This window comes from Streptomyces sp. NPDC111606, assembly GCF_055656945.1.
In genome coordinates this window covers 263,996-288,342 of record NZ_JBVKBY010000001.1, presented here as the reverse complement: position 1 = coordinate 288,342, position 24,347 = coordinate 263,996, and the positions used below count along the sequence as shown (strand labels likewise).

Annotated in this window: 24 protein-coding genes; 15 read left to right on the top strand and 9 right to left on the bottom strand. The window is 71.3% G+C overall.

Translation table 11 applies throughout. From position 1 onward, the window contains the following. Positions 1-3: 3 nt before the first annotated feature. On the bottom strand, positions 4-846 hold the full coding sequence (locus tag ACZ7M7_RS01365) for a class I SAM-dependent methyltransferase (RefSeq protein WP_383597671.1): 843 nt from the start codon (positions 844-846) through the stop codon (positions 4-6). Between the two features lie 379 nt (positions 847-1,225). Between ACZ7M7_RS01365 and rpsA the strand changes: the two genes are divergently transcribed. The 4 genes from rpsA (at position 1,226) to ACZ7M7_RS01345 (ending at position 5,071) form a co-directional block, all read left to right on the top strand. Further along, entirely contained in the window at positions 1,226-2,725 is a 1,500-nt protein-coding gene (rpsA, locus tag ACZ7M7_RS01360) for a 30S ribosomal protein S1 (protein ID WP_383596875.1), read from the top strand. 261 nt (positions 2,726-2,986) lie between these two features. Then, a complete protein-coding gene (locus tag ACZ7M7_RS01355) occupies positions 2,987-3,925 on the top strand; it encodes a PAC2 family protein (protein ID WP_472111670.1) in 939 nt (312 codons plus the stop codon). Positions 3,926-4,004: 79 nt separating this feature from the next. Beyond that, the gene (gene coaE / locus ACZ7M7_RS01350; protein WP_472111668.1) at positions 4,005-4,640 is read left to right on the top strand and encodes a dephospho-CoA kinase; all 636 of its coding nucleotides are present in this window, start codon (positions 4,005-4,007) and stop codon (positions 4,638-4,640) included. A gap of 50 nt (positions 4,641-4,690) precedes the next feature. Further along, on the top strand, positions 4,691-5,071 hold the full coding sequence (locus tag ACZ7M7_RS01345) for a tetratricopeptide repeat protein (protein WP_383596882.1): 381 nt from the start codon (positions 4,691-4,693) through the stop codon (positions 5,069-5,071). A 7-nt stretch (positions 5,072-5,078) separates the two neighbouring features. Here ACZ7M7_RS01345 and ACZ7M7_RS01340 read toward each other — a convergent pair whose 3' ends face one another. Then, positions 5,079-5,354 carry a DUF6343 family protein gene (locus tag ACZ7M7_RS01340; protein WP_383596885.1) on the bottom strand — a complete coding sequence of 92 codons (276 nt, stop codon included), beginning with the start codon at positions 5,352-5,354 and terminating at the stop codon, positions 5,079-5,081. Between the two features lie 46 nt (positions 5,355-5,400). Here ACZ7M7_RS01340 and ACZ7M7_RS01335 point away from each other — a divergent pair, with 46 nt between their 5' ends. Then, entirely contained in the window at positions 5,401-6,312 is a 912-nt protein-coding gene (locus tag ACZ7M7_RS01335; protein ID WP_472111666.1) for an acyltransferase domain-containing protein, read from the top strand. 110 nt (positions 6,313-6,422) lie between these two features. After that, positions 6,423-6,896 (top strand): DoxX family protein, encoded by a 474-nt coding sequence (locus ACZ7M7_RS01330; protein ID WP_427841555.1) that lies wholly within the window; start codon positions 6,423-6,425, stop codon positions 6,894-6,896. A gap of 84 nt (positions 6,897-6,980) precedes the next feature. On the opposite strand, the gene ACZ7M7_RS01325 is transcribed toward ACZ7M7_RS01330, so the two are convergent. After that, a complete protein-coding gene (locus tag ACZ7M7_RS01325) occupies positions 6,981-7,511 on the bottom strand; it encodes an RNA-binding S4 domain-containing protein (RefSeq protein WP_383596893.1) in 531 nt (176 codons plus the stop codon). Positions 7,512-7,594: 83 nt separating this feature from the next. Between ACZ7M7_RS01325 and ACZ7M7_RS01320 the strand changes: the two genes are divergently transcribed. Continuing rightward, positions 7,595-8,299 (top strand): uracil-DNA glycosylase, encoded by a 705-nt coding sequence (locus tag ACZ7M7_RS01320; protein WP_427841557.1) that lies wholly within the window; start codon positions 7,595-7,597, stop codon positions 8,297-8,299. Positions 8,300-8,336: 37 nt separating this feature from the next. Continuing rightward, entirely contained in the window at positions 8,337-9,299 is a 963-nt protein-coding gene (gene pip / locus ACZ7M7_RS01315; protein ID WP_472111663.1) for a prolyl aminopeptidase, read from the top strand. On the opposite strand, the gene ACZ7M7_RS01310 is transcribed toward pip, so the two are convergent. Further along, positions 9,296-9,961, bottom strand: coding sequence for a GntR family transcriptional regulator (locus tag ACZ7M7_RS01310; RefSeq protein ID WP_383596902.1), 666 nt, complete (start codon positions 9,959-9,961; stop codon positions 9,296-9,298). The genes pip and ACZ7M7_RS01310 overlap by 4 nt on opposite strands. A 184-nt stretch (positions 9,962-10,145) precedes the next feature. Between ACZ7M7_RS01310 and ACZ7M7_RS01305 the strand changes: the two genes are divergently transcribed. Both ACZ7M7_RS01305 and ACZ7M7_RS01300 read left to right on the top strand, forming a co-directional pair. After that, positions 10,146-11,624, top strand: a complete 1,479-nt coding sequence (locus tag ACZ7M7_RS01305) for an NCS1 family nucleobase:cation symporter-1 (protein WP_472111660.1) — start codon at positions 10,146-10,148, stop codon at positions 11,622-11,624. Positions 11,625-11,629: 5 nt separating this feature from the next. Beyond that, a complete protein-coding gene (locus ACZ7M7_RS01300) occupies positions 11,630-12,349 on the top strand; it encodes an aspartate/glutamate racemase family protein (RefSeq protein ID WP_451169244.1) in 720 nt (239 codons plus the stop codon). On the opposite strand, the gene ACZ7M7_RS01295 is transcribed toward ACZ7M7_RS01300, so the two are convergent. From ACZ7M7_RS01295 to ACZ7M7_RS01285, 3 genes are all read right to left on the bottom strand, one after another. Beyond that, entirely contained in the window at positions 12,350-12,817 is a 468-nt protein-coding gene (locus tag ACZ7M7_RS01295) for a GNAT family N-acetyltransferase (protein WP_451169242.1), read from the bottom strand. Next, positions 12,814-13,230 (bottom strand): RidA family protein, encoded by a 417-nt coding sequence (locus ACZ7M7_RS01290; protein ID WP_472111656.1) that lies wholly within the window; start codon positions 13,228-13,230, stop codon positions 12,814-12,816. Before ACZ7M7_RS01290 ends, ACZ7M7_RS01295 begins: the two co-directional genes overlap by 4 nt. A gap of 106 nt (positions 13,231-13,336) precedes the next feature. After that, positions 13,337-16,687, bottom strand: coding sequence for a S8 family peptidase (locus tag ACZ7M7_RS01285; protein WP_472111653.1), 3,351 nt, complete (start codon positions 16,685-16,687; stop codon positions 13,337-13,339). Between the two features lie 329 nt (positions 16,688-17,016). Here ACZ7M7_RS01285 and ACZ7M7_RS01280 point away from each other — a divergent pair, with 329 nt between their 5' ends. Next, the gene (locus tag ACZ7M7_RS01280) at positions 17,017-18,969 is read left to right on the top strand and encodes an FUSC family protein (RefSeq protein WP_472111650.1); all 1,953 of its coding nucleotides are present in this window, start codon (positions 17,017-17,019) and stop codon (positions 18,967-18,969) included. A 6-nt stretch (positions 18,970-18,975) separates the two neighbouring features. On the opposite strand, the gene ACZ7M7_RS01275 is transcribed toward ACZ7M7_RS01280, so the two are convergent. After that, complete coding sequence (locus ACZ7M7_RS01275) at positions 18,976-19,500, bottom strand: class I SAM-dependent methyltransferase (protein ID WP_472111647.1); 525 nt, start codon at positions 19,498-19,500, stop codon at positions 18,976-18,978. 7 nt (positions 19,501-19,507) lie between these two features. Beyond that, a complete protein-coding gene (locus ACZ7M7_RS01270; RefSeq protein ID WP_383596933.1) occupies positions 19,508-20,494 on the bottom strand; it encodes an endonuclease/exonuclease/phosphatase family protein in 987 nt (328 codons plus the stop codon). A gap of 137 nt (positions 20,495-20,631) precedes the next feature. Here ACZ7M7_RS01270 and ACZ7M7_RS01265 point away from each other — a divergent pair, with 137 nt between their 5' ends. The 4 genes from ACZ7M7_RS01265 (at position 20,632) to ACZ7M7_RS01250 (ending at position 24,327) form a co-directional block, all read left to right on the top strand. Next, positions 20,632-21,984, top strand: coding sequence for an amidohydrolase (locus ACZ7M7_RS01265; protein ID WP_472111644.1), 1,353 nt, complete (start codon positions 20,632-20,634; stop codon positions 21,982-21,984). Positions 21,985-22,035: 51 nt separating this feature from the next. Next, entirely contained in the window at positions 22,036-23,220 is a 1,185-nt protein-coding gene (locus tag ACZ7M7_RS01260) for a cytochrome P450 family protein (RefSeq protein WP_472111641.1), read from the top strand. An 80-nt stretch (positions 23,221-23,300) separates the two neighbouring features. Further along, positions 23,301-23,990 carry a DUF899 domain-containing protein gene (locus tag ACZ7M7_RS01255; RefSeq protein ID WP_472111638.1) on the top strand — a complete coding sequence of 230 codons (690 nt, stop codon included), beginning with the start codon at positions 23,301-23,303 and terminating at the stop codon, positions 23,988-23,990. A gap of 154 nt (positions 23,991-24,144) precedes the next feature. Continuing rightward, the gene (locus ACZ7M7_RS01250; protein WP_363034577.1) at positions 24,145-24,327 is read left to right on the top strand and encodes a hypothetical protein; all 183 of its coding nucleotides are present in this window, start codon (positions 24,145-24,147) and stop codon (positions 24,325-24,327) included. The last annotated feature ends 20 nt before the right edge of the window (positions 24,328-24,347 follow it).

Here is a 24,347-nt window from a genome sequence, read left to right as displayed (position 1 = left end):
CTCTCAGTCTCTCCCCCAGCCTCCGGCCGGGGGTGCCCCCATCTCGCTTCGCTCGCACACGAAGATCGCCGTCCCCGGGATCAGGTTCCCGCGCAGCGGCGACCAGCCGCCCCACTCGGAGGTGTTCCAGGCCGGCCACTCCGGCTCCACCAGGTCCACCAGCCGGAAGCCCGCGGCCACGACGTCGCGGACCCGGTCGCCGATCGTCCTGTGGTGCTCGACGTAGACCGCGCGGCCCTCGTCGTCCTGCTCGACATAAGGAGTGCGGTCGAAGTAGGAAGCCGAGACGGACAGCCCCTCCGGGCCCGGCTCGTCGGGGAACGCCCAGCGGATGGGGTGGGTCACCGAGAAGACGAGACGCCCTCCCGGCCGCAGCACCCGGCGCACCTCCTTCAGCACCAGCACCGGGTCGGCGACGAACGGCAGCGCGCCGTACGCCGAGCACACCAGGTCGAACGAGGCGTCGGCGAAGGGGAGGGCGCCCGCGTCCGCGCACACCAGGGGGAACGCGGCGCCGATGCGCAGCGCGTGCTGGAGCTGGCGGTGCGAGATGTCCAGGGCGACCGGGCGGGCCCCCTGCGCGGTCAGCCAGCGCGAGCACTGGGCCGCGCCGGCGCCGATCTCCAGGACGTCCTTGCCCTTGAGGTCCTCCGGCGGACCGAGCAGCTCGGCCTCCACCTCGTCCAGGCCCTCGGGGCCCCAGACGAATCGGTCGTCGCCGAGGAACGTGCCGTGCTCGGTCTGGTACTCGTCGGCGTTCCGGTCCCACCAGCCACGGTTGGCGTGCGAGCTCTCCGCTACGCCGGACTCACGGCGCGTGGCCTCCGGTTCGTACTCTTGGATGATCGGCTCCCTCGTCGTACTCTTCCGTCACCCGAACGGCACGGGCCCTCGCGGTCGTGTCACGTGAGGGGTGCTCCAAGGCCTGCGTGGCCTCAGGAGACAGGTTTTGTGCCGGGTATGCGGCGATCCGCCCCGGGTGGGCGGCTTCGCGCATTGACCCTGTCCGGCTGCCCCCGTATGCTACAAGTTGCGCTGTGGGCCTGCGCACCTCAGACGTAGCAGGCTGCGCTCGCATCTGAATGTATGTCCCCTCGGTTTTCGAGGCGCCATCACCTTTCCCTGGTGAGGCGCTTCCTTGGCTGTCCGGCTTGTTCAGAGCGATACGGGCTCCCGGCGTAGCAGTACCTACGACTTCAATGTCCGTACCGGAGCCCTTTCCCACATGACGAGCAGCACCGAGACCACCGCCACCACCCCGCAGGTTGCGGTCAACGACATCGGTAACGAGGAAGCATTCCTCGCCGCGATCGACGAGACGATCAAGTACTTCAACGACGGCGACATCGTCGACGGCGTCATCGTGAAGGTCGACCGGGACGAGGTCCTGCTCGACATCGGTTACAAGACCGAAGGTGTCATCCCGAGCCGAGAGCTCTCGATCAAGCACGACGTCGACCCCAACGAGGTCGTCGCCGTCGGTGACGAGATCGAAGCCCTTGTTCTCCAGAAGGAGGACAAGGAAGGCCGCCTGATCCTCTCGAAGAAGCGCGCCCAGTACGAGCGCGCCTGGGGCACCATCGAGAAGATCAAGGAAGAGGACGGCATCGTCACCGGTACCGTCATCGAGGTCGTCAAGGGTGGTCTCATCCTCGACATCGGCCTCCGTGGCTTCCTCCCGGCCTCCCTGGTCGAGATGCGCCGCGTTCGCGACCTCCAGCCCTACGTGGGCAAGGAGCTCGAGGCCAAGATCATCGAGCTGGACAAGAACCGCAACAACGTGGTCCTGTCCCGCCGTGCCTGGCTGGAGCAGACCCAGTCCGAGGTCCGCCAGACGTTCCTCACGACCCTCCAGAAGGGTCAGGTCCGTTCCGGCGTCGTCTCCTCGATCGTCAACTTCGGTGCCTTCGTGGACCTGGGTGGCGTCGACGGTCTGGTCCACGTCTCCGAGCTCTCCTGGAAGCACATCGACCACCCGTCCGAGGTTGTCGAGGTCGGCCAGGAAGTCACCGTCGAGGTCCTCGACGTCGACATGGACCGCGAGCGTGTCTCCCTGTCGCTGAAGGCGACGCAGGAGGACCCGTGGCAGCAGTTCGCCCGGACCCACCAGATCGGTCAGGTCGTCCCGGGTAAGGTCACCAAGCTGGTTCCGTTCGGTGCGTTCGTCCGCGTGGACGAGGGCATCGAGGGTCTGGTCCACATCTCCGAGCTGGCCGAGCGCCACGTGGAGATCCCGGAGCAGGTCGTCCAGGTCAACGACGAGATCTTCGTCAAGGTCATCGACATCGACCTCGAGCGCCGCCGCATCAGCCTCTCGCTGAAGCAGGCCAACGAGTCCTTCGGTGCCGACCCGGCCTCGGTCGAGTTCGACCCGACCCTGTACGGCATGGCCGCGTCCTACGACGACCAGGGCAACTACATCTACCCCGAGGGCTTCGACCCCGAGACCAACGACTGGCTCGAGGGCTACGAGACCCAGCGCGAGGCTTGGGAGGGCCAGTACGCCGAGGCGCAGCAGCGCTTCGAGCAGCACCAGGCCCAGGTCATCAAGTCCCGCGAGGCGGACGCTGCGGCTGCCGCCGAGGGTGGCGACACGCAGGGTGCGGCTCCGGCCGCGTCCGGTGGCGGTTCGTACTCCTCCGAGGGCCCGGACAACTCCGGCGCGCTTGCCTCGGACGAGGCGCTTGCCGCGCTGCGCGAGAAGCTGGCGGGCGGCCAGAGCTGAACGCTGGCCGCTGAGGCTTAGCCGTTGACTGAGGGGCCGTACCTTTCGAGGTGCGGCCCCTCAGTGCTGCCCGGAAGGCTTGTCCTTCGGCTGCGGGCGGGTGGGGGCTGGTCGCGCCCACGCGGCGGAGCCGCATATCGATTCAGCCCCGCGCCCCTGAAGGGCGTTGCCCAGCCCGGCAAGATCAATGAGCTCCTCCCTCGGGAATGCCCACGCCTGTACGGGTGTTGTGGCGTATGAACACGAGGAGGAGCGGTCACAGTGCTTGATCCGCAGGGTTTGTACGCATGGGAGCCGAAGGGCCTCGCCGTTGTCGACATGGCGCTTGCCCAGGAGTCGGCCGGCCTTGTCATGCTCTACCACTTCGACGGATACATCGACGCGGGTGAGACCGGCGACCAGATCGTCGACGGGCTCCTGGACTCGCTGCCCCACCAGGTCGTGGCCCGCTTCGACCACGACCGGCTGGTGGACTACCGCGCCCGTCGCCCGCTGCTGACGTTCAAGCGCGACCGCTGGGCCGAGTACGAGGACCCCACCCTCGAGGTGCGGCTCGTCCAGGACGCCACTGGCGCGCCGTTCCTGCTGTTGTCCGGGCCCGAGCCGGACGTGGAGTGGGAGCGCTTCGCCGCGGCCGTCAAGGAGATCGTGGAGCGACTCGGGGTGCGCCTCTCGGTGAACTTCCACGGCATCCCGATGGGCGTCCCGCACACCCGCCCGGTAGGCGTCACCCCGCACGGCAACCGCGTCGACCTCGTCCCCGGCCACCGCAGCCCCTTCGACGAGGCACAGGTGCCGGGCAGCGCCGAGTCCCTGGTCGAGTACCGCCTGATGGAGGCCGGGCACGACGTCCTGGGCGTCGCCGCACACGTCCCGCATTACATCGCCCGCTCCCCGTACCCGGACGCGGCGCTCACCGTCCTGGAGGCGGTCACCGCGGCGACCGGGCTGGTCCTGCCCGCCATTGCGCACTCCCTGCGCACGGACGCCCACCGCACGCAGAACGAGATCGACCGGCAGATCCGCGAGGGCGACGAGGAGCTCACCAACCTCGTGGAGGGCCTGGAGCACCAGTACGACGCGGTCGCGGGCGCGGAGAGCCGGGGCAACATGCTCGCCGAGCCGGTGGACATCCCGTCGGCGGACGAGATCGGGCGGGAGTTCGAGCGGTTCCTGGCGGAGCGGGAAGGCGACAACTGAGGGCCGCGACCGACGTCGGTCGAGGGGGAAGAGCGGCCTGCCCGGCGCTTTGTCAGAGGCAGGCCCTAAGCTTCGGGTCATGCTGAAGGTGGGCCTGACCGGGGGCATCGGAGCCGGTAAGAGCGAGGTGTCGCGGCTGCTCGTGGAGCACGGGGCCGTGCTGATCGACGCGGACCGGATCGCGCGCGAGGTCGTCGCGCCCGGCACCCCCGGCCTCGCCGCCGTCGTCGACGCCTTCGGCGAGGACGTGCTCACCGAGGACGGCAGCCTGGACCGGCCCAGGCTGGGCTCGATCGTCTTCGCCGACCCCGACCGGCTCGCCGTACTGAACTCGATCGTGCACCCCCTCGTCGGCGCCCGCTCCCGCGAGCTCGAAGAGGCCGCCGCCGAGGACGCCGTCGTCGTCCACGACGTCCCGCTCCTCACGGAGAACGGCCTGGCGCCGCTGTACGACGTCGTGGTCGTCGTCGACGCCGGCCCCGCGACCCAGCTCGACCGGCTCGTCCGGCTGCGCGGCATGACCGAGGAGGACGCACGCGCGCGCATGGCCGCGCAGGCGACGCGGGACAAGCGCCTGGAGATCGCGGACATCGTCATCGACAACGACGTACCACTGGAAGAACTTCAGCGACGCGTGAAGGACGTGTGGGACGAGCTCGTGCGCAGAGCCCACGGGGCTCAGGCGAGCCCTCCGCCCCCCTCGCCGCAGGAATAGCCGCGGCGCGATCGCGCGTTGAACCCTTCCAGTGAGGGAAGGACTTTGCCGTGCCCGAGACCAGCGGATCGCCCGGACGTACTCCGGAGACGCATGTCATCGACTTCCGCGCCGCCGAGCATCTGCTCGCCGCGCGGGATCCGCGGGGCGCGGTGAAGCTGCTCGACGGAGTCATCGCCGCGCACCCGGAGAACACCGCAGCCCGGCTGCTGCGCGCGCGTGCCTTCTTCGCCGCCGCACAACTGCGGCCCGCCGAGCTGGAGTTCACCATCGTCCTGGAGCGCGAGCCGGACAACGCGTTCGCGCACTTCGCGCTCGCCCGGACCTACGAACGCCGGGGCCGGCCCGACGAGGCCAAGCGCCACTTCCGGCTGGCGGCCGCGCTCGACCCGAACCCGCAGTACCTCAGGGCGGCACGGTTCGAAGCGTGAGCGGCGCCTAGGGGTGGGGATTGTCGGGCGGCCGGTACGGCGGTATGTCACGTCCCGGCTGGTAGTGCGGGCCCTGGCGGATGTGTCTGAGGACCATGGCCATATCGATCGTGATCACCAGCCACAGCGCCCCGAAGGCCGCCGCCCAGCCGGGGCGTCCCGCGAGCGCGAACGCGGCGGTACCGAAGATCGCCCACACCACGCCCCACACGCACAGCCAGAAGCGGGCCCGCAGTGCACTGCGCGCTGTCCTGGGCTCACTGCCCGTACGCATCGGGATCATCACTCCTTCCTGAAACGTACTCCTCGTACTCCACGAAGGGGGCCTTGTGCTGCCGGACACCGATGAACTGGCCGAAAGCCTGCTCGACCTCGGAGTGCCCCACGAGGACATCAACGACCTCGTACGGATGGGCCGACGGGTGACGGACGACCCGGAGCTGCGGCAGTTCCTGGAGCGGTCCGTCGACGAGCTCGTCCGGGGGATCGGAGAGGTCGGCGGCCCGGTCGACCTGCCCGACCTCGACTGGGCCTCGGGCCCCCTGCGGCGCTGCATCCCCGTGTACGTGTTCGTCGCGGCGCTGCCGTCCACACGTGCCTACCACCGGGAGCGCGGCATCCCCGCCGATGTCTCCCGGCGCACCCTCGCGGACCTCGGGCGGAACATGGCCGTGCACCGCAGGCGTCATGGCCGGACGGGTGTGCAGGCACCGTGGTGGCTCGTCCACCACTTCCGAGGCGAGCTGTACCAGCTGGGGCGGCTGCAGTTCGAGCGGGCACGGCTCGGGCAGCGTGCGGGGACGCGGCTCGCGGCGGCCGGGCTCGACGTGGGCCCCGATTCGAGCTGTCTCAACGTGCACATCCCCGACTTCCTCGGGCCGCTGTCACCGGCCGCGGTCGACCGGTCCCTGGCACTGGCCCGGGAGTTCTTCGCCGTGCACTTTCCGCAGGAGCGGTACGAGGTGGCGACCTGTCACTCCTGGCTGCTGGACCCGCAGCTCAGGAAGTACCTGGCCGGGGACTCCAACATCGTGCGCTTCCAGGAGCGTTTCCGCATCGCCCACGAGGACCGGGAGCAGGCCGACAGCGAGCCGGTCCAGTTCGTCTTCGGCGACCCGGAGCTGTCGGTCGAGAGCCTGCCGAGGCGCACGGCCGTGGAGCGGGCCGTCGGGGACCACCTGCGGGCGGGCGGTCACTGGTACGTGGGGCACGGGTGGCTGCCGTTCGACGGGCGCGGGTGAAATTCTTCGTACGGCGATGACGAATTGCCGTCCTGCGGCGATGAGTTCCGCAGTCGGCCCCGGTCTACCTCTCCGACAGCATCACGGAACGCTTCACCCAGGAGACCCCCATGTCCGAGACCGCCGCCTCCGTCACCACCGCCGCCTCCGCCACGGCCCGCACGTCCGGCACCGTCATCGCCGAGTCCGCGACCCCGCGCGGCCGCCGCGCCCGCATCGCCCTGCGCGGCCTGCAGATCCTGCTCGCCCTGTTCTACGGGATCGCGAGCGCGCTGCCCAAGCTGATCGCGCACCCGTCGGCCGCCGAGGGCTTCGACGAGCTCGGCTGGGGCAGCGCGGGGATGTACACCATCGGCGCGCTCGAACTGGCCGGGGCGATAGCGCTGTTGATCCCGGTGCTGCAGTCGGTGGCGGCGATGGCGCTGAGCGCGCTGATGGTCGGCGCATTCGTCGTCACGATCACCGCCTTCGGCGGCGAGAACGCGGCGACACCGCTCATCCTCATCGTGCCTCTCGCCCTGATCGCCTGGGCACGGCGGAGTTCGAACGCGGATCTGCTGCGGCTGGTACGACGACGCGCCTGACGGGTGTGCTGGGCACCTGCGCGCAACGACTTCGGTGGCGTCCGGCCCGGGCCTTCTAGGCCTGCCGGACGCCACCGTCGGCTGTCACCGTCCGCGCGGTCCTTCCGCGCCGCCGCCCATGAGTCCGCGGAGTCGTTCCAGCTCGCGGCGGTCCCGCTTGGTCGGGCGGCCCGTGCCGCGGTCGCGGATGCCCGCCGGGGCGACGGCCTCGCGCGGCGGGGGAGGGGGCGAGTTGTCGACGTAGCACTGGAGCGCCACCGGTGCGCCGACCCGCTTGCGGATCAGATGCTTGACGATGACGATCCGCTCCCGGTTCTCCTGGCGCAGGCGCACCTCGTCGCCGATGCGCAGGGAGTGGGAGGGCTTCACGTTCTGGCCGTTCACGCGCACATGCCCGCCCTTGCAGGCGGTGGCGCCCATGGAGCGGGTCTTGACCAGGCGTACGGCCCAGATCCAGCTGTCGATCCGTACGGACTCGCCGCTCTGCGCACCGGCGGCCTCGGCCGCGGCCACAGCGGCGGCGATGTGCGGGTCGACGGCCTGCTGCGCGTCGGCCGTGTCCGGCTGCCCTTCGGCCGTGCTGCCGGCCCTCTCCTCGTCATCCTCGGAAGCCATGCCTCGACCTTAGTCCTGTCCCGGCCCTCGCAGTCCCCGCACGCAGTCCCCGTACAGGGCCGCGACGGCTTTACGGTGGAGCTGTGGACGCACTGGCCGATCTCGACCGCACCATCGCGGGCTGCCGGGCCTGCCCACGGCTGGTCGACTGGCGTGAGGAAGTGGCCCGCACGAAGCGTGCCGCCTTCGCCGACCAGACGTACTGGGGCCGCCCGGTGCCCGGCTTCGGCCCGCCGGACGCCCGGCTGCTGATCATCGGGCTCGCCCCGGCCGCGCACGGGGGCAACCGCACCGGCCGGATGTTCACCGGGGACCGCTCCGGAGACGTGCTCTACCAGGCGTTGTACGACGTGGGCCTCGCCTCGCAGCCCACGTCGGTCGCCGTCAGTGACGGCCTCGAACTGTACGGCGTGCGCGTCACGGCCCCCGTGCACTGTGCGCCGCCCGCCAACAAACCCACGCCCGATGAGCGCGAGACCTGCCGTTCCTGGCTGGTGCAGGAGCTGAGGCTGCTGCGCCCGACCGTGCGGGCTGTCGTCGTACTGGGCGCCTTCGGCTGGCAGGCGACCCTGCCCGCGCTGGTGGAGGCGGGGTGGAGCGTGCCCAGGCCGCGGCCGGCGTTCGCGCACGGGGCGCGGGTCCCGCTGGACGGCGCGGGCGGCCGCGACGGGCTCGACCTCTTCGGATGCTTCCACGTCAGCCAGCGCAACACCTTCACCGGCAGACTCACGCCCGAGATGCTGCGGGACGTGCTGCGTACGGCGGCGGAGGCGGCCGGCCTGAAATGAGGGGCGGGGCCGGTCGTGCCGTCGATACGGTGCCCGGATGGCGCTCTACCCGGAGATCGAACCGTACGACCACGGCATGCTCGACGTCGGCGACGGCAACGACGTCCACTGGGAGACCTGCGGGAACCCGCACGGCAAGCCCGCGCTCGTGCTGCACGGCGGGCCGGGCTCCGGCTGCACCCCGTACTTCCGGCGGCTGTTCGATCCGGCCGCCTACCGGATCGTACTGCTGGACCAGCGCGGGTGCGGGCGTTCGACGCCGCACGCGAGCGCGTACGAGACCGACATGAGCGTGAACACGACGGCTCATCTCATCGCCGACCTGGAGCTGTTGCGCCGGCATCTGGGGATTGACCGGTGGCTGGTGTGGGGTGTGTCGTGGGGGTCGGTGCTGGGACTGCGGTACGCGCAGACGCATCCGGGGGCCGTGTCCGAGCTGGTGCTGACCGGGGTCGCCACCGGGTCGAACCCTGAAGTGGCCCTGCTGACCAGGGGGTTGGGGCGGATCTTCCCGGCAGAGTTCGAGCGGTTCGTGGGGGAGCTGCCGCCGGGGGAGCACGACGCCAATCTTGCCGCGGCGTACAACAGGCTGATCGAGTCGCCCGACCCCGGCGTGCGGGCGCGTGCGGCGCGGGCCTGGACGGACTGGGAGACGGCGTGCGTCCCCGCCCCGCCCCGGTCGGTGCCGCGGTACGAGGACGAGCGGTTCCGTATGGGTTTCGCCCGCACCGTCACGCACTACTTCGGCAACGACCACTTCCTGGGCGAGGGCAACGACGAGGGGGTCGTCCTGCGGGACGCCCCGCAGCTGAAGGGCATCCCCGGCACCCTCGTCCAGGGCAGCCTCGACTTCGGCAACCTGCTCGGGACCGTGTGGCGGCTCCATCAGGCGTGGCCCGGCAGCGAGTTGGCAGTCGTCGACGGCGTGGGGCACGACGCGGGAGCGCCGACCGTGGCGGCGGCGCTGGTGGCGGCGACGGACAAGTACGCGGGACGCTAGCGGGCCTTGCCGCCCTCGGCCTCTCCGAAGAGGTGGCGGACCGTCGAACGGTAGTTGGCCTGCACATGGGTGAGCGTGTGGGCGCGGGCGCGCTCGGGGTCGCCGGAGGCGATCGCCTCGTACAGGTCCTGGTGTTCGGTGAGGAGCTGGGGCCACTCCTCGTTCTGCCGGGTGAGCCAGCGCAGGCGGCCGTCGACCGGTTCCATGACCGAGGTCAGCAGGCTGTTGCCGGCCATGGCGAGGATCCGGTTGTGGAACCGGGTGTTGACGTCGGTGATCTTCTCGGCGTCCCCGGCCTCGGTCGCGCTCGCCGCGGCGCGCAGCAGTTCCCGCAGATCGGCGAGGTCCTCCGGCGTCGCCCGTGACGCCGCAAGGCCGGCCGCGTACACCTCCAGCGCCTCGCGCAGCTCGAAGAGTTCCTTGACGTCGGCGGGGCTCAGCCGCCGTACGACTGTCCGGCGGGGTGTCTCGAAGTGGACGAACCCCTCGGCGACCAACGCGCGGATCGCCTCGCGGACCGGCACCCGGGAGACCCCGAAGCGGTCGGCCAGCTCGCGCTCGACCAGGCGATCGCCCGGAAGCAGGCGGCCCGCGATGATGTCCTGCCGCAGCGTGGCCAGGACGCGCTCGCGGACCGCCCCGAGCGGTTCGATCTTCGTCATGGGCCCATCCTCGCCGACTCCGGGTGTGTTTTACGGAGCGTTAACAGCAGCGATATCTGTCCGAACGGTTGACGGGAGGACCATGAGCGCAGTTTGGTATACCAAAAGCGTTGCCAAGTGACCGGAAAATAGCCAAGCGACCGGAAAGCAGCCCTCCTCCCGTCCCCTCCCTCCTGGAGGCCCCGTGTCCCTCGCCGACCGTGCCGAAGCCACCGGCACACCAGCGTTCGTCCCCGATCCCCGGCTCACCAACGAAGACCTCGCGCCCGCCGGCAAGCGCAACTGGAAGGTCTTCGACCTATTCGCCCTGTGGATGTCCGACGTCCACAACCTCGGCAACTACACCTTCGCGGCCGGTCTGCTGGTCCTCGGCATGAACGTGTGGCAGGTCTTCACGTCCCTGCTCGTCGGCTTCGTGCTCATCTATGTCGGCATGAACTGGATGGGGAAGATCGGCCAGCGCCACGGCGTCCCGTTCCCCGTCGTCAGCCGCATCAGCTTCGGCGTCTGGGGCGCCAACATCCCGGCGCTGATCAGGGCCGTGATCGCCATCATGTGGTACGGCATCCAGACCTATCTCGCCTCCGTCGCCGTGAACGTGATGCTGCTGGCCGCCTGGCCCGGCCTGGAGTCCTGGACGCACAGCTCCTTCCTGGGCCTGCACGCGCTCGGCTGGGTGTCGTTCCTCTCCCTGTGGCTGATCCAGGCGCTGATCATCAGCCGGGGCATGGAGTCGGTGCGCAAGTTCCAGGACTTCTGCGGCCCGGCGATCTGGGTGGTGATGATCGCGCTGGCGGTCTGGATCCTGGCCAAGGCCGGCTGGACGATCTCGCTCACCAGCACCCCGCACCCGGTCTCCGTCGGCGAGCAGTGGCGGCAGTGGTTCGGCGCGATCGGCCTGATCCTCGCCACGTACGGCACGCTGATGCTCAACTTCTGCGACTTCTCGCGCTTCGCACCGGACTACCGGACCGTGCGGAAGGGCAACTTCTGGGGCCTGCCCATCAACTCCACCGCCTTCGTGGTCGTTTCGGTGATCGTCACGGCCGGTTCGCTGGAGGTGTTCGGCGAGGCCATCACGGATCCGGCGGAGCTGGTGGCGAAGGTCGGCAACACGTGGGTCCTGGTGCTCGCCGCCCTGACGTTCGCCATCGCCACGATGGGCGTCAACATCGTCGCCAACTTCGTCTCGCCGGCCTACGACCTCGCCAACGTCTGGCCGCAGAAGATCACCTTCAAGGTCGGCGGCATGATCAGCACGGTGGCTGCGCTCGTGGTGACGCCGTGGAACCTGTTCTCGAATCCGACGGTCGTCAACTACTTCCTCGGCGGCCTGGGCGCCTTCCTGGGCCCGCTGTTCGGCGTGATCATGGTCGACTACTACCTGGTCAAGCGGGGCCGGGTGGACGTGAACGAACTGTTCTCCGCCGAGCCCGGTTCGCGCTACTACTACCGCAAGGGCGTCAACCCCAAGGCGCTGTGGGCCTTCCTGCCGGCGGCGGGGGTCGCGGCGGTGCTGGCGCTGGTGAAGGCGTTCAGCGATGTGGCGCCGTACTCCTGGTTCATCGGGACGGCGATGGCGGCGGGGCTGTATCTGGTGCTGTGCCGCGATGAGCGGGCCGAGTCCGAGGCCACCGCGGGGTCCGTGGCGCGGGAGGTCTGAAGGACGTGCGGATCGTCGTCACCAACTGCAACACCACGCAGGAGATGACCGAGGAAATCGTACGAGGTGCCCGGGCCGCCGCAGGCCCGGGCACCACCGTGCTCGGACTGACCCCCGGGTGGGGGCCCGCGTCGGCCGAGGGCTGGCTCGACAGCTACCTCTCGGCGGCGGCGGTGATGGACGCGCTGCGGACGTACGAGGGTCCCGCCTACGACGCGGTCGTCATGGCCGGCTTCGGGGAGCACGGGCGCGAAGGCGTCCGGGAGCTGGTGGACGTACCGGTCGTCGACATCACGGAGGCGGCCGCGCACCTCGCCTGTCTGCTCGGGCGCCGGTACGGGGTGGTGACCACGCTGGAGCGCTCGTGCGGGCAGATCGAGGACAGCCTCGAGACGGCCGGGGTGGGCCGCAACTGCGTCGCCGTGATCGGTACGGGGCTCGGAGTGCTGGAACTGGAGGACGCCGAACGCACCGAGTCCGCCTTCCTGGCGGCCGCCGAACGGGCGCGGGACGCGGGTGCGGAGGTGTTGGTGCTGGGCTGTGCCGGGATGACCGGGCTGCAGCGGGTCATGGGGGAGAAGCTGGGGGTTCCGGTGGTCGACGGGGTGGGGGCGGCCGTGAAACTCGCGGAGTCGCTGGTGGAGTTGGGGTTGAGGACGAGCCGGGTCGGGGGATACGCGCGGCCGTTGCCCAAGAGGCGGGTGTGGGGGCGGACGCAGGAGTGATCACCGGGAATCGGGCCGGCCGGGCTGCCAGACGTACCGCACGTCGGGCTCCTGCTCCTCGTTCCCGCTGCCGTCCGTGTACTCGGCGGCGACGAAGCCGTGGCGCTCGTAGAAGCGGTGGGCGGGCTCGTTGACCTGGAAGGTCCACAGGCTCAGCCCGTCCGGTCGGCGCCGCTTGGCGAGGTCGACGAGACGGTCGCCGATGCCCCGGCCGCGCCAGTCCGGGTCCAGGTAGAGCTGGGAGAGCTGGTCGGCGTCGAGGACCATGAGGCCGACGACCCGGTCGGCGGCCTCGGCGACCCACGTCTCCCTGAGCAGCACCACCACCTCCCGGAAGTAGGTCCGCACGTCGTCGTCGGAGCGCGGCCGCACGACCGTCGGCAGCGCGGCGGCGAACGACCGCAGCCAGACGTCGGCCACGGCACCGGCATCGGTGGGCCTGGCACGGCGGAGCGCTACGGGCGTCATGAGCGCGGCGCCCCCTCCGCAACGGTGGCCGTGGCCGTGATCTCCACCAACTGCCCCGTGTATCCGAGGCAGGCCACCCCGAGCAGCGTCGATGAGTGCGGACCGACGCTCAGCCCGGACGCCTCGACGACCTCCCAGACGGCGGACAGCACCGCCGGCTCCCCGCTCACGACGTACACGTCGGTCGACAGGACGTGCGCCAAGTCGCTCCCGATCGCCTCCAGTTGCACTTCGAGGTTCGCGATCACCTGCTCGGCCTGCCGCACCGGGTCTCCTTCACCGACGAGGTTCCCGTCGCGGTCGAGAGGCACGGAACCGGCGAGGAAGGCGAGCCTCGTGCCGGCTTCGACGACGGAGGCGTGGGAGTAGGTGGGGGGTGGGAAGAGGGCGGGGGAGGTGACGCGTCGGATCATGGGGGCTCCTGGGCGGGTGCAGCGCAGTCGGCGGTCAATCTGCCGATCATGCGCGCCCCCGCCCCTCCTCGCATCCGAATATCCCCGCGTCGGTCGCACCGTCACTTCATGGAGCGAGCCGGTAGGCGTTCGTGATCGTCTCGCGCATGGTGTTGCCGCCCCTGTCCTTCAAGTCCACCCGGAAGGACACGGCCTTGGCGGTCGCCGGGTGCTTCACACTTACCGAGCGCGCTCCGTTCGCGCCGGTCGTCACGGTGAGCGGCTTCCAGGTCCGGCCGCCGTCGTAGGAGACGTGTACGGTCAGCGCGGCGACCTGCCCGGCCGCGGCGGCCGCGCCGCTCAGCTTCAGCGGCACCGTGAGCGTGCTGCCCGCCGGAGCCGTCCCGTGCAGGCTCAGCTTCGGCGCGAGTCGCACCGTCGACAGCGGCAGCCTGGCCGTGCCGTCCGACGCCGGCCGGGCCGAGGTGAACGTCCACACCCCTGCCACCTTCGTGCTGGTGGAGGTGTCCTCGGCGGAGCGGCTCGCCTCGACCGTCAGACGGTACGCGGCGGAGGCGGCGGGAACCTCGGCGCCCACATGGTCCGTGGGCGGGGCCTCGGCGAGGATCCGGCCGCCGGATTCCAGCCGGGCGAAGCCGCCGGTGACGATCGAGGACCCCGGGTTGCCGCTGCCGTCGTTGAACAGCGGGACCCTGGCGCTGATGTGGTCGCCGGTCCGCTCGGCGCCCTGCTGCTCCGGGCTCCCCGCCGCGAGATCGGGGCCGACCACACCGGTGTTGAACCTCAGCGTGTGGCTGGAGCCCGGTTTGTAGGCCACCCACTCCTTCGTGTACTGCATGCGCTCCTCGCCGCGGGCGTTGAGCTGCGTGGCGGTCCAGGACCATCGCACGCCGGTCGTGCTGAGGTAATGCGTGGTGGCCTGCGGCAGCTTCTGCTCCAGCGGTTCCTGTGTGCTGACGGTCCGCCCGCGCTCGTCCATCGGCGTGATGTGGACCTGGCCCCCGGCCCCGGTGACGGAGGCGCCGAAGCCGAGCTTCACCTCGGCGACGTCGGCCCGGGTGACGGAGCGGGTCAGGCCGGTGAAGAAGGTCCCCTTGCGGTTGAAGGCGAACCGGTAGTCGACGTTCTTGCCTGCCGCGCCGGGGTTCTTCCACACCCCGATGAACTGGGCACGCATCGTGTCGGACGCCGGGCCGAGGGCGGCGGTGCGCATGGGCGGCACGCCGCTGCTGGACCAGGTGTTGGACACGCCTGCGGCCTCGTCGTCGTACCCGACGGTGGAGGTGACGAGCTTCGCGGCCGGGTCCGGGGCCTTCACAGCGAAAGGCTTCGCCTTGCGGGAGTCGAGGGTGACCGTGACGTCCCCGGTCACCTTCAGAACCGGCTGGACGAAGAAGCCCACCTCGTTGTCCTTGCCGAAGACCAGGCTCTCCAGCTGGTAGGAGCCCTTGGGCAGCCGCTGGACCACCGTGCCCTTCGCGCTGTACGGGAGCTCGAGGCGGTCGCCGGGCCCGCCGACGGGGGCGATCAGCGTCGCGTACGTGCCCGGGGCCGCCCCGTCGGCATCGATGTGCCGCACCCTGACGTCGTACGACTCCACCTCCCGATCGACCACCAGACCGGTGCGTACCTCCTGGCCGTCTCCCGACGCCAGCACGGTGCCGCCGAAGACGCCGTCGACGGTGCCCTTGCGGGTGTCGGCGGTGACGGTGGTTTGCGCGGTGCCTCCGGCCGGAACGGTGAGCTGGGCGTCCTTGACGGTGAACATGCCGTCCGGGGCCGGGCGGCCCGCCGGGTCGACCCCGGAAGCACTCAGCCGCAGGGTGACGGCCTGGGTGCCGTAGTTGCGGTAAGTGAGGGTCTTGGAGGCCGGCTTGTCGTCGGCGTGCGGCCAGGCGTGCGTGCCGAAGCCGAGGGAGCCGGGCTCGGCGACGACCGTGGCCGTGGCGGCGCGCGCCAAGTCCACCCGGCCTGCGCCCTGCTGGTGGGCGTTCAGCTGCGGGTTCGGCGTGGCCGAACCGGTCAGGAGCCCCTTCAGTCGGGCCCCGCTCCAGTCCGGGTGCTGCTGGAGCACCAGCGCGGCGGCGCCCGCGACGTGCGGGGTGGCCATCGACGTGCCGGAGTTCGGAACGTAGTCCTCACTCGGGGGCAGCTCGCTCTGCGTGCTCAGGGCGGCGGTGATGTCCACGCCGGGGCCGGTGATGTCCGGCTTGGGTGTGCCGTCGAGGTTCGGGCCGCGGCTGGAGAAGTCGGCGATCTGTTCCTGCTTGTCCACGGCGCCGACGGTGAGCGCCGCGGGGGCGCTGCCCGGCGACCAGACCGTGTGGGGCCCGTCGCCCGAGTTGCCCGCCGCCGCCACGAACAGGGCCTTGTCGGAGAGCCGGGCGATGGCCGCCTCCTTCGGGTCGATCCCCGGGGTGTCGACGGAGCCCAGACTCAGGTTGACGATCTTCGCGCCCTGGTCGACGGCCCATTGCATGCCGGCCACGATGCTCGAAGTGGATCCCAGGTTGTCATCGTCCAGAACCTTGCCGTCCAGCAGCTTCACACCGGGCGCCACGCCCGTGTGGCGGCCGCCGGACTTCGCACCGCTCCCGGCGATGATGGAGGCTACGTGCGTACCGTGCCCGAAGCGGTCCTTGACGTCGGGGGAATCGCTGAAGTTCTTCTGGGCGGTCTCGACGCCCTTGAGGTCCGGGTGGGTCTCGTCCACGCCCGAGTCCAGGACCGCCACCGTGACGCCCTTGCCGGTGAAGCCCGACTTCCACATGGCGGACGCACCGATCTGCGGCACGCTCTCGGCCAGGGCGCCCCGGACCTTCGCGTCCAGCCAGACGTGGGCGATGGGTCGCGCGGGGGCGGCCGTACCGCCTGCCGTACGGGCCGAAGAGCGGTTTGTGACGGCCGCCCACAGCGCCGGGGCACCGGTCTTGACTGCCGCGAAGGCCTCGCCGCCCACCGCGGGCAGTGCACGGCGCTCGCGGACGGCGACGGCCGCGAACGGGTCGCCGGCCGCCAAGTCCCTTGCACCGTCCTGCCGGTAGCCGACGATCAGCGGCAGCGTGGTGCGGCGCGCGTCGTCGTACCCGTCCCTGGCCAGCTGGGCGACGTCGAAGAGCTGCCGGTCGAGCACGCCGTCGGCGACCAGGCGCAGGGCGTCCTGCGGGACGACGTACGTGTGGCCGGCCTCGCGCCGCACCGAGAAACCGATCTTCTCGCGGCTCTTGCCGCGCACGAGCCGGACCACCTGACCGTCGGAGCCGACGACCACGCGGTCGCCGGTGATCAATGTGACGGTCGCCGTTGGCTTCGCCTTCGCCCGGGCCTTCGTCCCGTCCTGCGCGGCGGACCCGGCGGCTTGCGCCGGCTGACCGCCCGCCGATAACGCCCCCGTGACCAGCGTCCCGGCAACCGCGGCCGCCAGTGCCGCCGTTCTCGCGCGTGCTGTGAACCCCACTCGCGTTCCCCCGCCCTCGTGTGCATGCCAACGCGTCCTCCGCTATCACGCGCGGGGGACGCGTTCGGTTCTCGAGGGGGGAGACGGCCGGCCCGTTCTTCCCAGGGCCGGACCAGCAGGCTGGCGCGCCACGCCCCGGGCGCAGCAGAACTCACCGCCCATAGTTGCGTTCATAAAGAACGTGGCGTTTCCACGCATCGTCACATCCCCGCAACGTCGGCGTCCCACAGCCTCCAAGAGCTCGCCCTACCGTGGACACCACAGCCCAGCCCAAGCCCGGCCACCGTCGCCCGAAGGCACACCCCCGCCCTCGCCCCGACAGGAGCCCTGTGTCCCGCCCCGCACGTCCGGTCCTCGCTCTCCCGCCCTGGCTCGCCCACACCCTCCGCGCCCAGCGTGGCCCCGTCCCCTGGAGTGCGGTGGTCCGGGGAGCCCTGGCCGCCGGGCCGCTCCTCCTCGTCGCCGTGCTCGCCGGCCGCGCCTCCCTGGGTGTCGTGGCCGCCATCGCCGCCATGCTCGCCGGTATCAACGACCGTCCCGGCAGCCGTCGTGTCTCCGTCCATCGGCTCGGGGTGCCCGCGCTGGCGGGGGCGGTCGGGCTCCTCGTCGGGACGACGGCCGGGGATCGCCTCGGGGCCGTTGCGCTCACCCTCCTCCTCACCGGGCTCGGGCTCCTCGCGGGAGGGATCAGCGCCGTCGGGCCCGTTGCCTCCGCCGCCGGTACGCAGCTGCTCGTCGCCTCCGCCATCGGGGCGGGGATGCCGTTGCCGGAGAGCGGGTGGCTGCGGGCGCTCGCCTATCTCGGCGGTGCCGCCTGGCTGCTGGGTCTCCGGTTGGCCCTCCCCACGCCCGGCTCTCTGGTCGGAGACTTCCGGTTCGACGGCGAGCGCGACGCCGTCGCCGATGTGTACGACGCCGTCGCGGACCTCCTCGACGCCGTCGGCACCCGCGACGCCACCGCCCGTCGCGTCGCGCTCACCGCCGCCCTCGACCATGCGCAGGACGCGCTCACCGGGCCCCGGCTGCGGCGGTACGCCTCCTCGTCCACCGAGCGGCGGCTGCACGCGCAGTACGCGGCCGCACTGCCCCTCGCCGAGGCCGCCACCGCGCTCGCCTGGGCCGGGGAAACGGTGCCCGCGCGGGCCTCCGAAGGCCCCCGACGCCTCGCCGCCGCCGTCCGTGGCAACACCCACACCGGCCCCCTCCCGGCGCCCTCCCGCTCCGCGCCCGCCCTGCGCGCACTGGACGATGCCCTGCTGCACGCCGCCGAGGCGTTCGACCGGGACCGGGGCAACCGCGACCTGCACACCCGGCGTCGTACGGCCGCGGATCTCGCCCGATCCGCATTCGGGGCCGGCGGGCGGGAGTACGGCCTGCGCGTCGCCCTCTGCTTCGGGGCCAGCGCCGCCAGCGCCCAGGCGCTGCACCACACCCAGTGGTACGGGCAGCACGAGCACTGGTACTGGCTCCCCGCCACCGCCGTCTTCCTCGTCAAGCCCGACCTGGGGCCGCTCGCGTCCCGGGTGCTGTGCCGGGCCGCCGGCACCGTGCTGGGAGCCCTGCTCTTCGCCGGGTTCGCGACCGTACTGCCCCGGCCGGAAGGGCTCATCGCGCTCGTGGCTCTCAGCGGCGCCCTGATTCCCGTGGCCACCCGGCACTTCGCCGCCCAGACCGCCGTCGTGACCGTTCTCGTGCTCGCCCTGGTCATGGTGGGCGGCGAGCCGCAGGCCTCCGTGAGCAGGATCGGCGAGACGCTGCTGGCCTGCGCGATCGTGCTCGTCGTGGGGCACCTGCCGATGCCGGGGCAGCGCGGCGGGGGCGTACGGTCCCGACTCGCGACGGCCGACCGGGCGGCACATGCCTACCTCGCGCATGTGCTGCGGGAGTCCGAGGCCACCTCCGCGAGGCGCGAGGCCGACGCCCCCCGGACGCCGTACGAACCCACCCCGCCCCGCACCGACCCCCGTGCCGTCCGCTGGACCCTCCGCCGCGAGGCCTACCGTGCGCTCGCCGAGGCCCGTACCGCCATCGCCCTCTCCGCCGCCGAACTTCCCGCGCTCGCCCGGCACACGGAGGGCGCGGACGAAATCGTCGCCACCCTCGAACAGCTCGTCGACACGACCACCGCCTGCGCCGTGCACCTCGACGACTCGGGCCGGCTCACGCCCTGGCACAGGGCCCGGCTCACCGAGCTGCTGGAGCAACTCGCGCAGGAGCGCGACCGGGCCGGGCTGCCCGGGCCACGGGGTCCCGAGACCCCTGACATACCTCTCGCCGGGTGATGCCCGTCAGTCCCGTGCCCGCACGCACACCAACCTGCTGCCCGTCCCGGTCACCCCCACCCGCACCTCCGTCACGAACCCCTGCCCCGCCACGGCCGCCGCCACCTTCCCGGCGATCTCCTCGGCCCGGCGCGTGTCCGGCGGCTCCCAGCACAGACACAGGGCCCCGCCCGGCGCCAGCCAGCGCCTCAGCGCGGCCAACTCCCTGTCGGGAGCGCGCACCCAGAAGAGGTTCACGTTGACGGCGAGGATCCTGTCGAAGGACGCGTCGGGGAACGCGGACTCCTCCAGGGAGGCCGTGTGGAAGACCGCCCTGCCCGCAGCCACGTACTCCTCGTTGCGGCGCCGCGCCGCCTCCACCGCCGTTGCCGAGCGGTCGATCGCCGTCACCGTGCCCGAGGTGAGCCGTTCGCAGATCAGGGCGGCCGCGACTCCCCGGCCGCAGCCGATCTCCAGCACCCGGTCGCCGGGCGTGAGATCGAGGTTCTCCACCGCCCAGGTCAGGCGCTCCGGAACCGGCCCCCGTGGCACAGCGCTGTCAGCCGCCGAACCGTATCCACACCGGCGCGTGGTCCGACCCCGGCGTCCCGACCCGCTCCGTCGGGTCGTCGCCGACCGACGGCAGTTCGAGGGCCCGGCCCTGCTGGTCGGGCAGGCCCGTGCCCGCCTCCGAGACGCGGTGGACCAACCGGTGGCTGGTCAGGACGTGGTCGATCAGCTCCCCGCGGCCGAAGTTGACTCGGGAGAAGCGCCGCTCCAGGGGTATCAGCGGGGCCACGTTCCACAGCCGGAACGCATCGCCCAGATCGGGGTCCTTGAACGCGCGTTCCCTGTCGAGCTCGGACCCCGGAGGGCCGAGCAGGATCTGCGTCGTCGCGGCGTTCACCACGTCGTTCATGTCGCCGAGGACGGCCACGTCCCGCTCGCGCCCGTCGTCATCGAGCAGAAAGTCCGCGAGGCCGCGCAGGGTTGCCGCCTCGGCGGCCCGGCGGTACAGGGCGTAGGCGCCGAAGCGGGCCCGTTCGGCCTCGTCGTGCGGGTGGAAGCGCGACTTGCTGCCATTGCCCGGGTAGGAGAGCAGCTTCGACTTGAGGTGCGCCACGGCCGCCCGCACGGGCCCGTCCGGAGTGTCGACCTCCACCGCCAGGAAGCCGCGGCTCGCCTCCCGGTCGTGGTCGCCGGGCTGCGCGCCGTCGTCGCTCTGCACGGGGCGCAGCTTCTGCGCGAACACACGCGTGTCCCGAAGCACCCGCATCGGCGTACGGCTGATGAAGCCGACACCGATACCGCGGGCGTCCCGGTGCCGGGAGAGCGCGGTGTGCCACTCCCCGCCCACCGCCCGGACCAGGTCGTCGAGCGCCTGCTCCTGCTTGACCTCCTGGACACCCAGCAGCATCGGGTCGAGTGCGGTGATCACCGAGGCGAGGGACTCCACTTTCGCCGCGTACTCGGCATCGGTGTCGGGCGCGCCGTCACCGCTGCCCGGCAGCATCAGATTCTCGAGATTCCAGGTACCGAGGAGCATGTCGGGCCCCTTTCCGGAAGCCGTGCGACGGGCGGTGCTGAGGCCAGAGTGCACGTGCCCACGCCGCCGGGACAGTGCGCCGACGGGAAACGCGGTTCACCCCGTCCGGGGACACGACCGCGTCGTACGGTGACTGCATGACGCCTTCTCCCGCCGGTCTCATCATCACCCGGTGCACGGTGCTCACGCACGACGATCATGAGGGGATCGGGTTCGCCGAGGACGCCGCGATCGTCGTACGGGACGGGGTCGTCGAGGCGGTGATCAGCAGCGCGGAGGCCGAGGAGCTGACCGCGACCGAGCGTATCGACGCCCATGGCCAGATCGCCCTCCCCGGCCTGGTCAACTGCCACACCCACGCCCCCATGGTCGCCCTGCGCGGGGTCGCCGAGGACCTGCCCACCGAGGAGTGGTTCAACGACGTCGTGTGGCCCGTCGAGTCCAACCTCACCGAGAAGGACGTGGAGTCGGGGGCGCGGCTCGCCTGCGCCGAGATGATCCGCGGCGGGGTCACCTGTTTCGCCGACCACTACTTCTCGATGGACGCCGTCGCCGCCGTGGTCGAGGAGTGCGGCATCCGTGCCCACCTCGGCGAGGCCTACTTCTCCTCCCAGGGCCCCCAAGGGCGGGAGCGGTCACTGGAGTTCGCGCTACGGCATCGCGGCGGCGCGGGCGGCCGTATCACCACCACTCTCGCCCCGCACGCCCCCTACACCGTCGACGACGCCGACCTGGCCGCCACCGCCGAACTCGCCCGCGAGCACGGCCTGCCCGTCCACCTGCACGCCTCCGAGAACCGCGACCAGGCCGAGGCGAGCCTCGCCCGCCACGGCGTCACGCCCATCGAGGTGCTCCGGCGCACCGGCCTCCTCGACGGCGACGTCCTCATCGCGCACGGCACCGGCATCCTCGACCGCGACCTGCCGATCCTGCGGGACGCCTCCGGTCGCATCGCCGTCGCCAGCGCCCCGCGCGGCTACCTCAAATTCGCCTGGCCCACCACGACACCCGTACGCGCCCTGCACGACCTCGGCATTCCCGTCGGCCTCGCCACGGACGGCGCCGCCTCCAACAACTCCCTCGACGTATGGGAGTCGATGGCCCTCACCGCCCTCATCCAGAAGTCGACCACCGGCGACCCGCGCTGGCTGACGGCCCGTCAAGCCCTGCACCACGCCACGCTCCAGAGCGCCCGCGCCGTCGGACTCGGTGAGGTGGTCGGCAGCATCGCACCCGGCCGGCGCGCCGACATCATCCTGGTCGACCTCACCGGCCCGCACACCCAGCCCGTCCACGACCTCGCCGCCACACTGGTGCACAGCGCCCGCTCCTCCGACGTCCGCACGACGATCGTGGACGGGCGTGTGCTGATGCGTGACCGGGAGCTGCTGACCATCGATGTGCCCGCTGTCGTACGGGAGTTGGGGGAGCGGATGCCCGCACTCCTGGACCGCAGTCACGGCAAGCGCATCCAGGAGTACGACACCTAGCCCGAGGCGGCCCGGTCCTGTGCACAGCCCGAGGTACATAGTCTGAGGTCCATGGATCTCGCCGACGGCCTCCTCGATCACCCGTACGACGTGTACCGGCGCCTGCGCGACACCGCCCCGGTGCACCGCATCGCCGGACCCGACGGCAGTCCCGCCTGGCTCGTCACCCGGTACGACGACGTCCGCGAGGCCCTCGCAGACCCACGGCTGTCCCTGGACAAACGACATGCGGCGCCCGGCACTTACCGCGGCCTCGCGCTGCCGCCCGCCCTCGACGCCAACCTCCTCAACATGGACCCGCCCGACCACACCCGGATCCGCCGCCTGGTCGGCCGTGCCTTCACCCCGCGCCGCGTCGAGCAGCTCCGCACGCCCGTACGGCGGACCGCGGACCGTCTCCTCGACGCCCTCGGCCCGCACGGCACCACCGACCTGATCGCCTCCTACGCCGCCCCTCTCCCCGTCACCGTCATCTGCGACCTTCTCGGCGTCCCGGACGAGCACCGACGGGACTTCCGGGAGTGGACCGACGCCCTGGTCGCCCCCGACCCGGCGCGACCGCACGCCGCGAAGGAGGCCGTCGTGGCGATGCTCGGGTTCTTCACCCGGCTCCTCGCCGACAAGCGCAGGGAACCCGCCGACGACCTGCTCTGCGACCTCATCGCGGTCCGCGACACCGACGGCGACCGGCTGGGCGAGGACGAGCTGATGTCCCTCGCCTTCCTCATCCTGTTCGCCGGGTACGAGAACACCGTGCAGCTCATCGGCAACGCCGTGCTCGCCCTGCTCGACCACCCCGAACAGCTCGCGGCCCTGCGCGAGGACCCGTCCCGAATACCCTCCGCCGTGGAGGAGTTCGCCCGCTATGACGGCCCAGCCCTGCTCGCCATCCGGCGCTTCCCCACCGAGGACGTGACCATCGGCGGTGTGACCGTCCCCGCCGGGGACACCGTCCTGCTCTCCCTCTCCGCCGCCAACCGCGACCCCGCCCGCTTCCCCGACGCCGACCGCCTCGACCTCGGCCGCGACGCCTCCGGTCACCTCGCGCTCGGACACGGCATCCACTACTGCCTCGGCGCCCCGCTGGCCCGCGCCGAGACCGAGATCGCCCTGGCCACCCTCCTGGACCGGTTCCCCGAACTCGCCCTCGCGGACGACGACCTCCGGTGGCGCCGCTCGCTGCGCGCCCGTGGCCTGCTCGCGCTGCCGGTGACGTACTCCGAGAAAATCACCTGAAATTCTCCTAGCGGGCGATGAGTTACGCCCCTCGCGCCGGTCACCACCCGGAACGGACCGTTGCACAGGAGGGGCGTCCCATGTCGCTTCCGGAGATCGTCTCGCGCGAGCAGTGGCGCGCGGCGCGCGAGGAACTGCAGGTGAGGGAGAAGGCAGCCACACGCGCGCGTGACGCGCTCAACGCCGAGCGGCGCAGACTGCCCATGGTCGAGGTCGACGAGGAGTACGTCTTCGAGGGCGGCGACGGCAAGGCCACCCTGCTCGACCTCTTCGAGGGGCGCCACCAACTCGTCGTCCACCACTTCATGTTCGCCCCGGACTGGGACGCCGGATGCCGCAGCTGCTCCGGGTTCCTGGACCAGGTCGGGCATCTGGCGCACCTCAAGGCGCGGGGCACGACTCTCGTCGCCGTCTCCAGGGCGCCGTACACGAAGATCCTGCCGTTCAAGGCGCGCATGGGGTGGACGGTGCCTTGGTACTCGTCCTGCGGCAGCGACTTCAACCATGACTTCGAGGCGACCCTGGAGCGCGAGGGCGAGCTGCTGGAACGGCCCGGCGTGAGCTGTTTCCTGCGGGACCGGGATCGTGTCTTCCACACCTACTCGACGTACGAGCGCGGTCTCGACGGACTGGGCTCGACCACCTCCTTCCTGGACCTCACCGCGCTGGGTCGGCAGGAGGAGTGGGAGGAGCCCAAGGGGCGTGCGTCGGCTCTTGGGGCGCCGGCGGGCAGTGGACGTATCCGATATCACGACGAGTACGAGGACTGACACGCGAAGTAGCGATTGATCATCGAGAGTGATCAGAAGCTCACACATCGCGGTGAACGAGTGTCAACTACGTCTCAGTCCCGTCACCGGGCGAGGCGATTCACCTCCGGCAGGCGTTAACTCCTACAAGTACGACGCTTTCGGGAGGTGCAGGATGGTGAACGGGCGAACAGTGCTCGAACGCTTTCCCGCGGGAGGGCCGCGAGGATCGTGGCCGGCGGAGGAGTTCGCACACGCGCGGCGGATGGAAGGTCTGCCCGCGGAGGTCGTCATGGACCTCGCCACGGACGCGTTCCTCGTCATCGTCCGCGGTGACATGGTCGACGCCGCCGCGTGACGTGAGGGCGCGTCAGACGA

What these genes read in the sequence shown, in the direction of transcription:
- coaE (WP_472111668.1), top strand. Translation starts at nt 4,005, where the DNA reads ATGCTGAAGGTGGGCCTGACCGGGGGCATCGGAGCCGGTAAGAGCGAG.
- ACZ7M7_RS01270 (WP_383596933.1), bottom strand. Translation starts at nt 20,494, where the DNA reads ATGCTCCTCGGTACCTGGAATCTCGAGAATCTGATGCTGCCGGGCAGC.
- ACZ7M7_RS01265 (WP_472111644.1), top strand. Translation starts at nt 20,632, where the DNA reads ATGACGCCTTCTCCCGCCGGTCTCATCATCACCCGGTGCACGGTGCTC.
- ACZ7M7_RS01250 (WP_363034577.1), top strand. Translation starts at nt 24,145, where the DNA reads ATGGTGAACGGGCGAACAGTGCTCGAACGCTTTCCCGCGGGAGGGCCG.
- ACZ7M7_RS01340 (WP_383596885.1), bottom strand. Translation starts at nt 5,354, where the DNA reads ATGATCCCGATGCGTACGGGCAGTGAGCCCAGGACAGCGCGCAGTGCA.
- ACZ7M7_RS01260 (WP_472111641.1), top strand. Translation starts at nt 22,036, where the DNA reads ATGGATCTCGCCGACGGCCTCCTCGATCACCCGTACGACGTGTACCGG.
- ACZ7M7_RS01310 (WP_383596902.1), bottom strand. Translation starts at nt 9,961, where the DNA reads ATGACGAAGATCGAACCGCTCGGGGCGGTCCGCGAGCGCGTCCTGGCC.
- ACZ7M7_RS01290 (WP_472111656.1), bottom strand. Translation starts at nt 13,230, where the DNA reads ATGATCCGACGCGTCACCTCCCCCGCCCTCTTCCCACCCCCCACCTAC.
- ACZ7M7_RS01255 (WP_472111638.1), top strand. Translation starts at nt 23,301, where the DNA reads ATGTCGCTTCCGGAGATCGTCTCGCGCGAGCAGTGGCGCGCGGCGCGC.
- ACZ7M7_RS01295 (WP_451169242.1), bottom strand. Translation starts at nt 12,817, where the DNA reads ATGACGCCCGTAGCGCTCCGCCGTGCCAGGCCCACCGATGCCGGTGCC.
- rpsA (WP_383596875.1), top strand. Translation starts at nt 1,226, where the DNA reads ATGACGAGCAGCACCGAGACCACCGCCACCACCCCGCAGGTTGCGGTC.
- pip (WP_472111663.1), top strand. Translation starts at nt 8,337, where the DNA reads ATGGCGCTCTACCCGGAGATCGAACCGTACGACCACGGCATGCTCGAC.
- ACZ7M7_RS01330 (WP_427841555.1), top strand. Translation starts at nt 6,423, where the DNA reads ATGTCCGAGACCGCCGCCTCCGTCACCACCGCCGCCTCCGCCACGGCC.
- ACZ7M7_RS01325 (WP_383596893.1), bottom strand. Translation starts at nt 7,511, where the DNA reads ATGGCTTCCGAGGATGACGAGGAGAGGGCCGGCAGCACGGCCGAAGGG.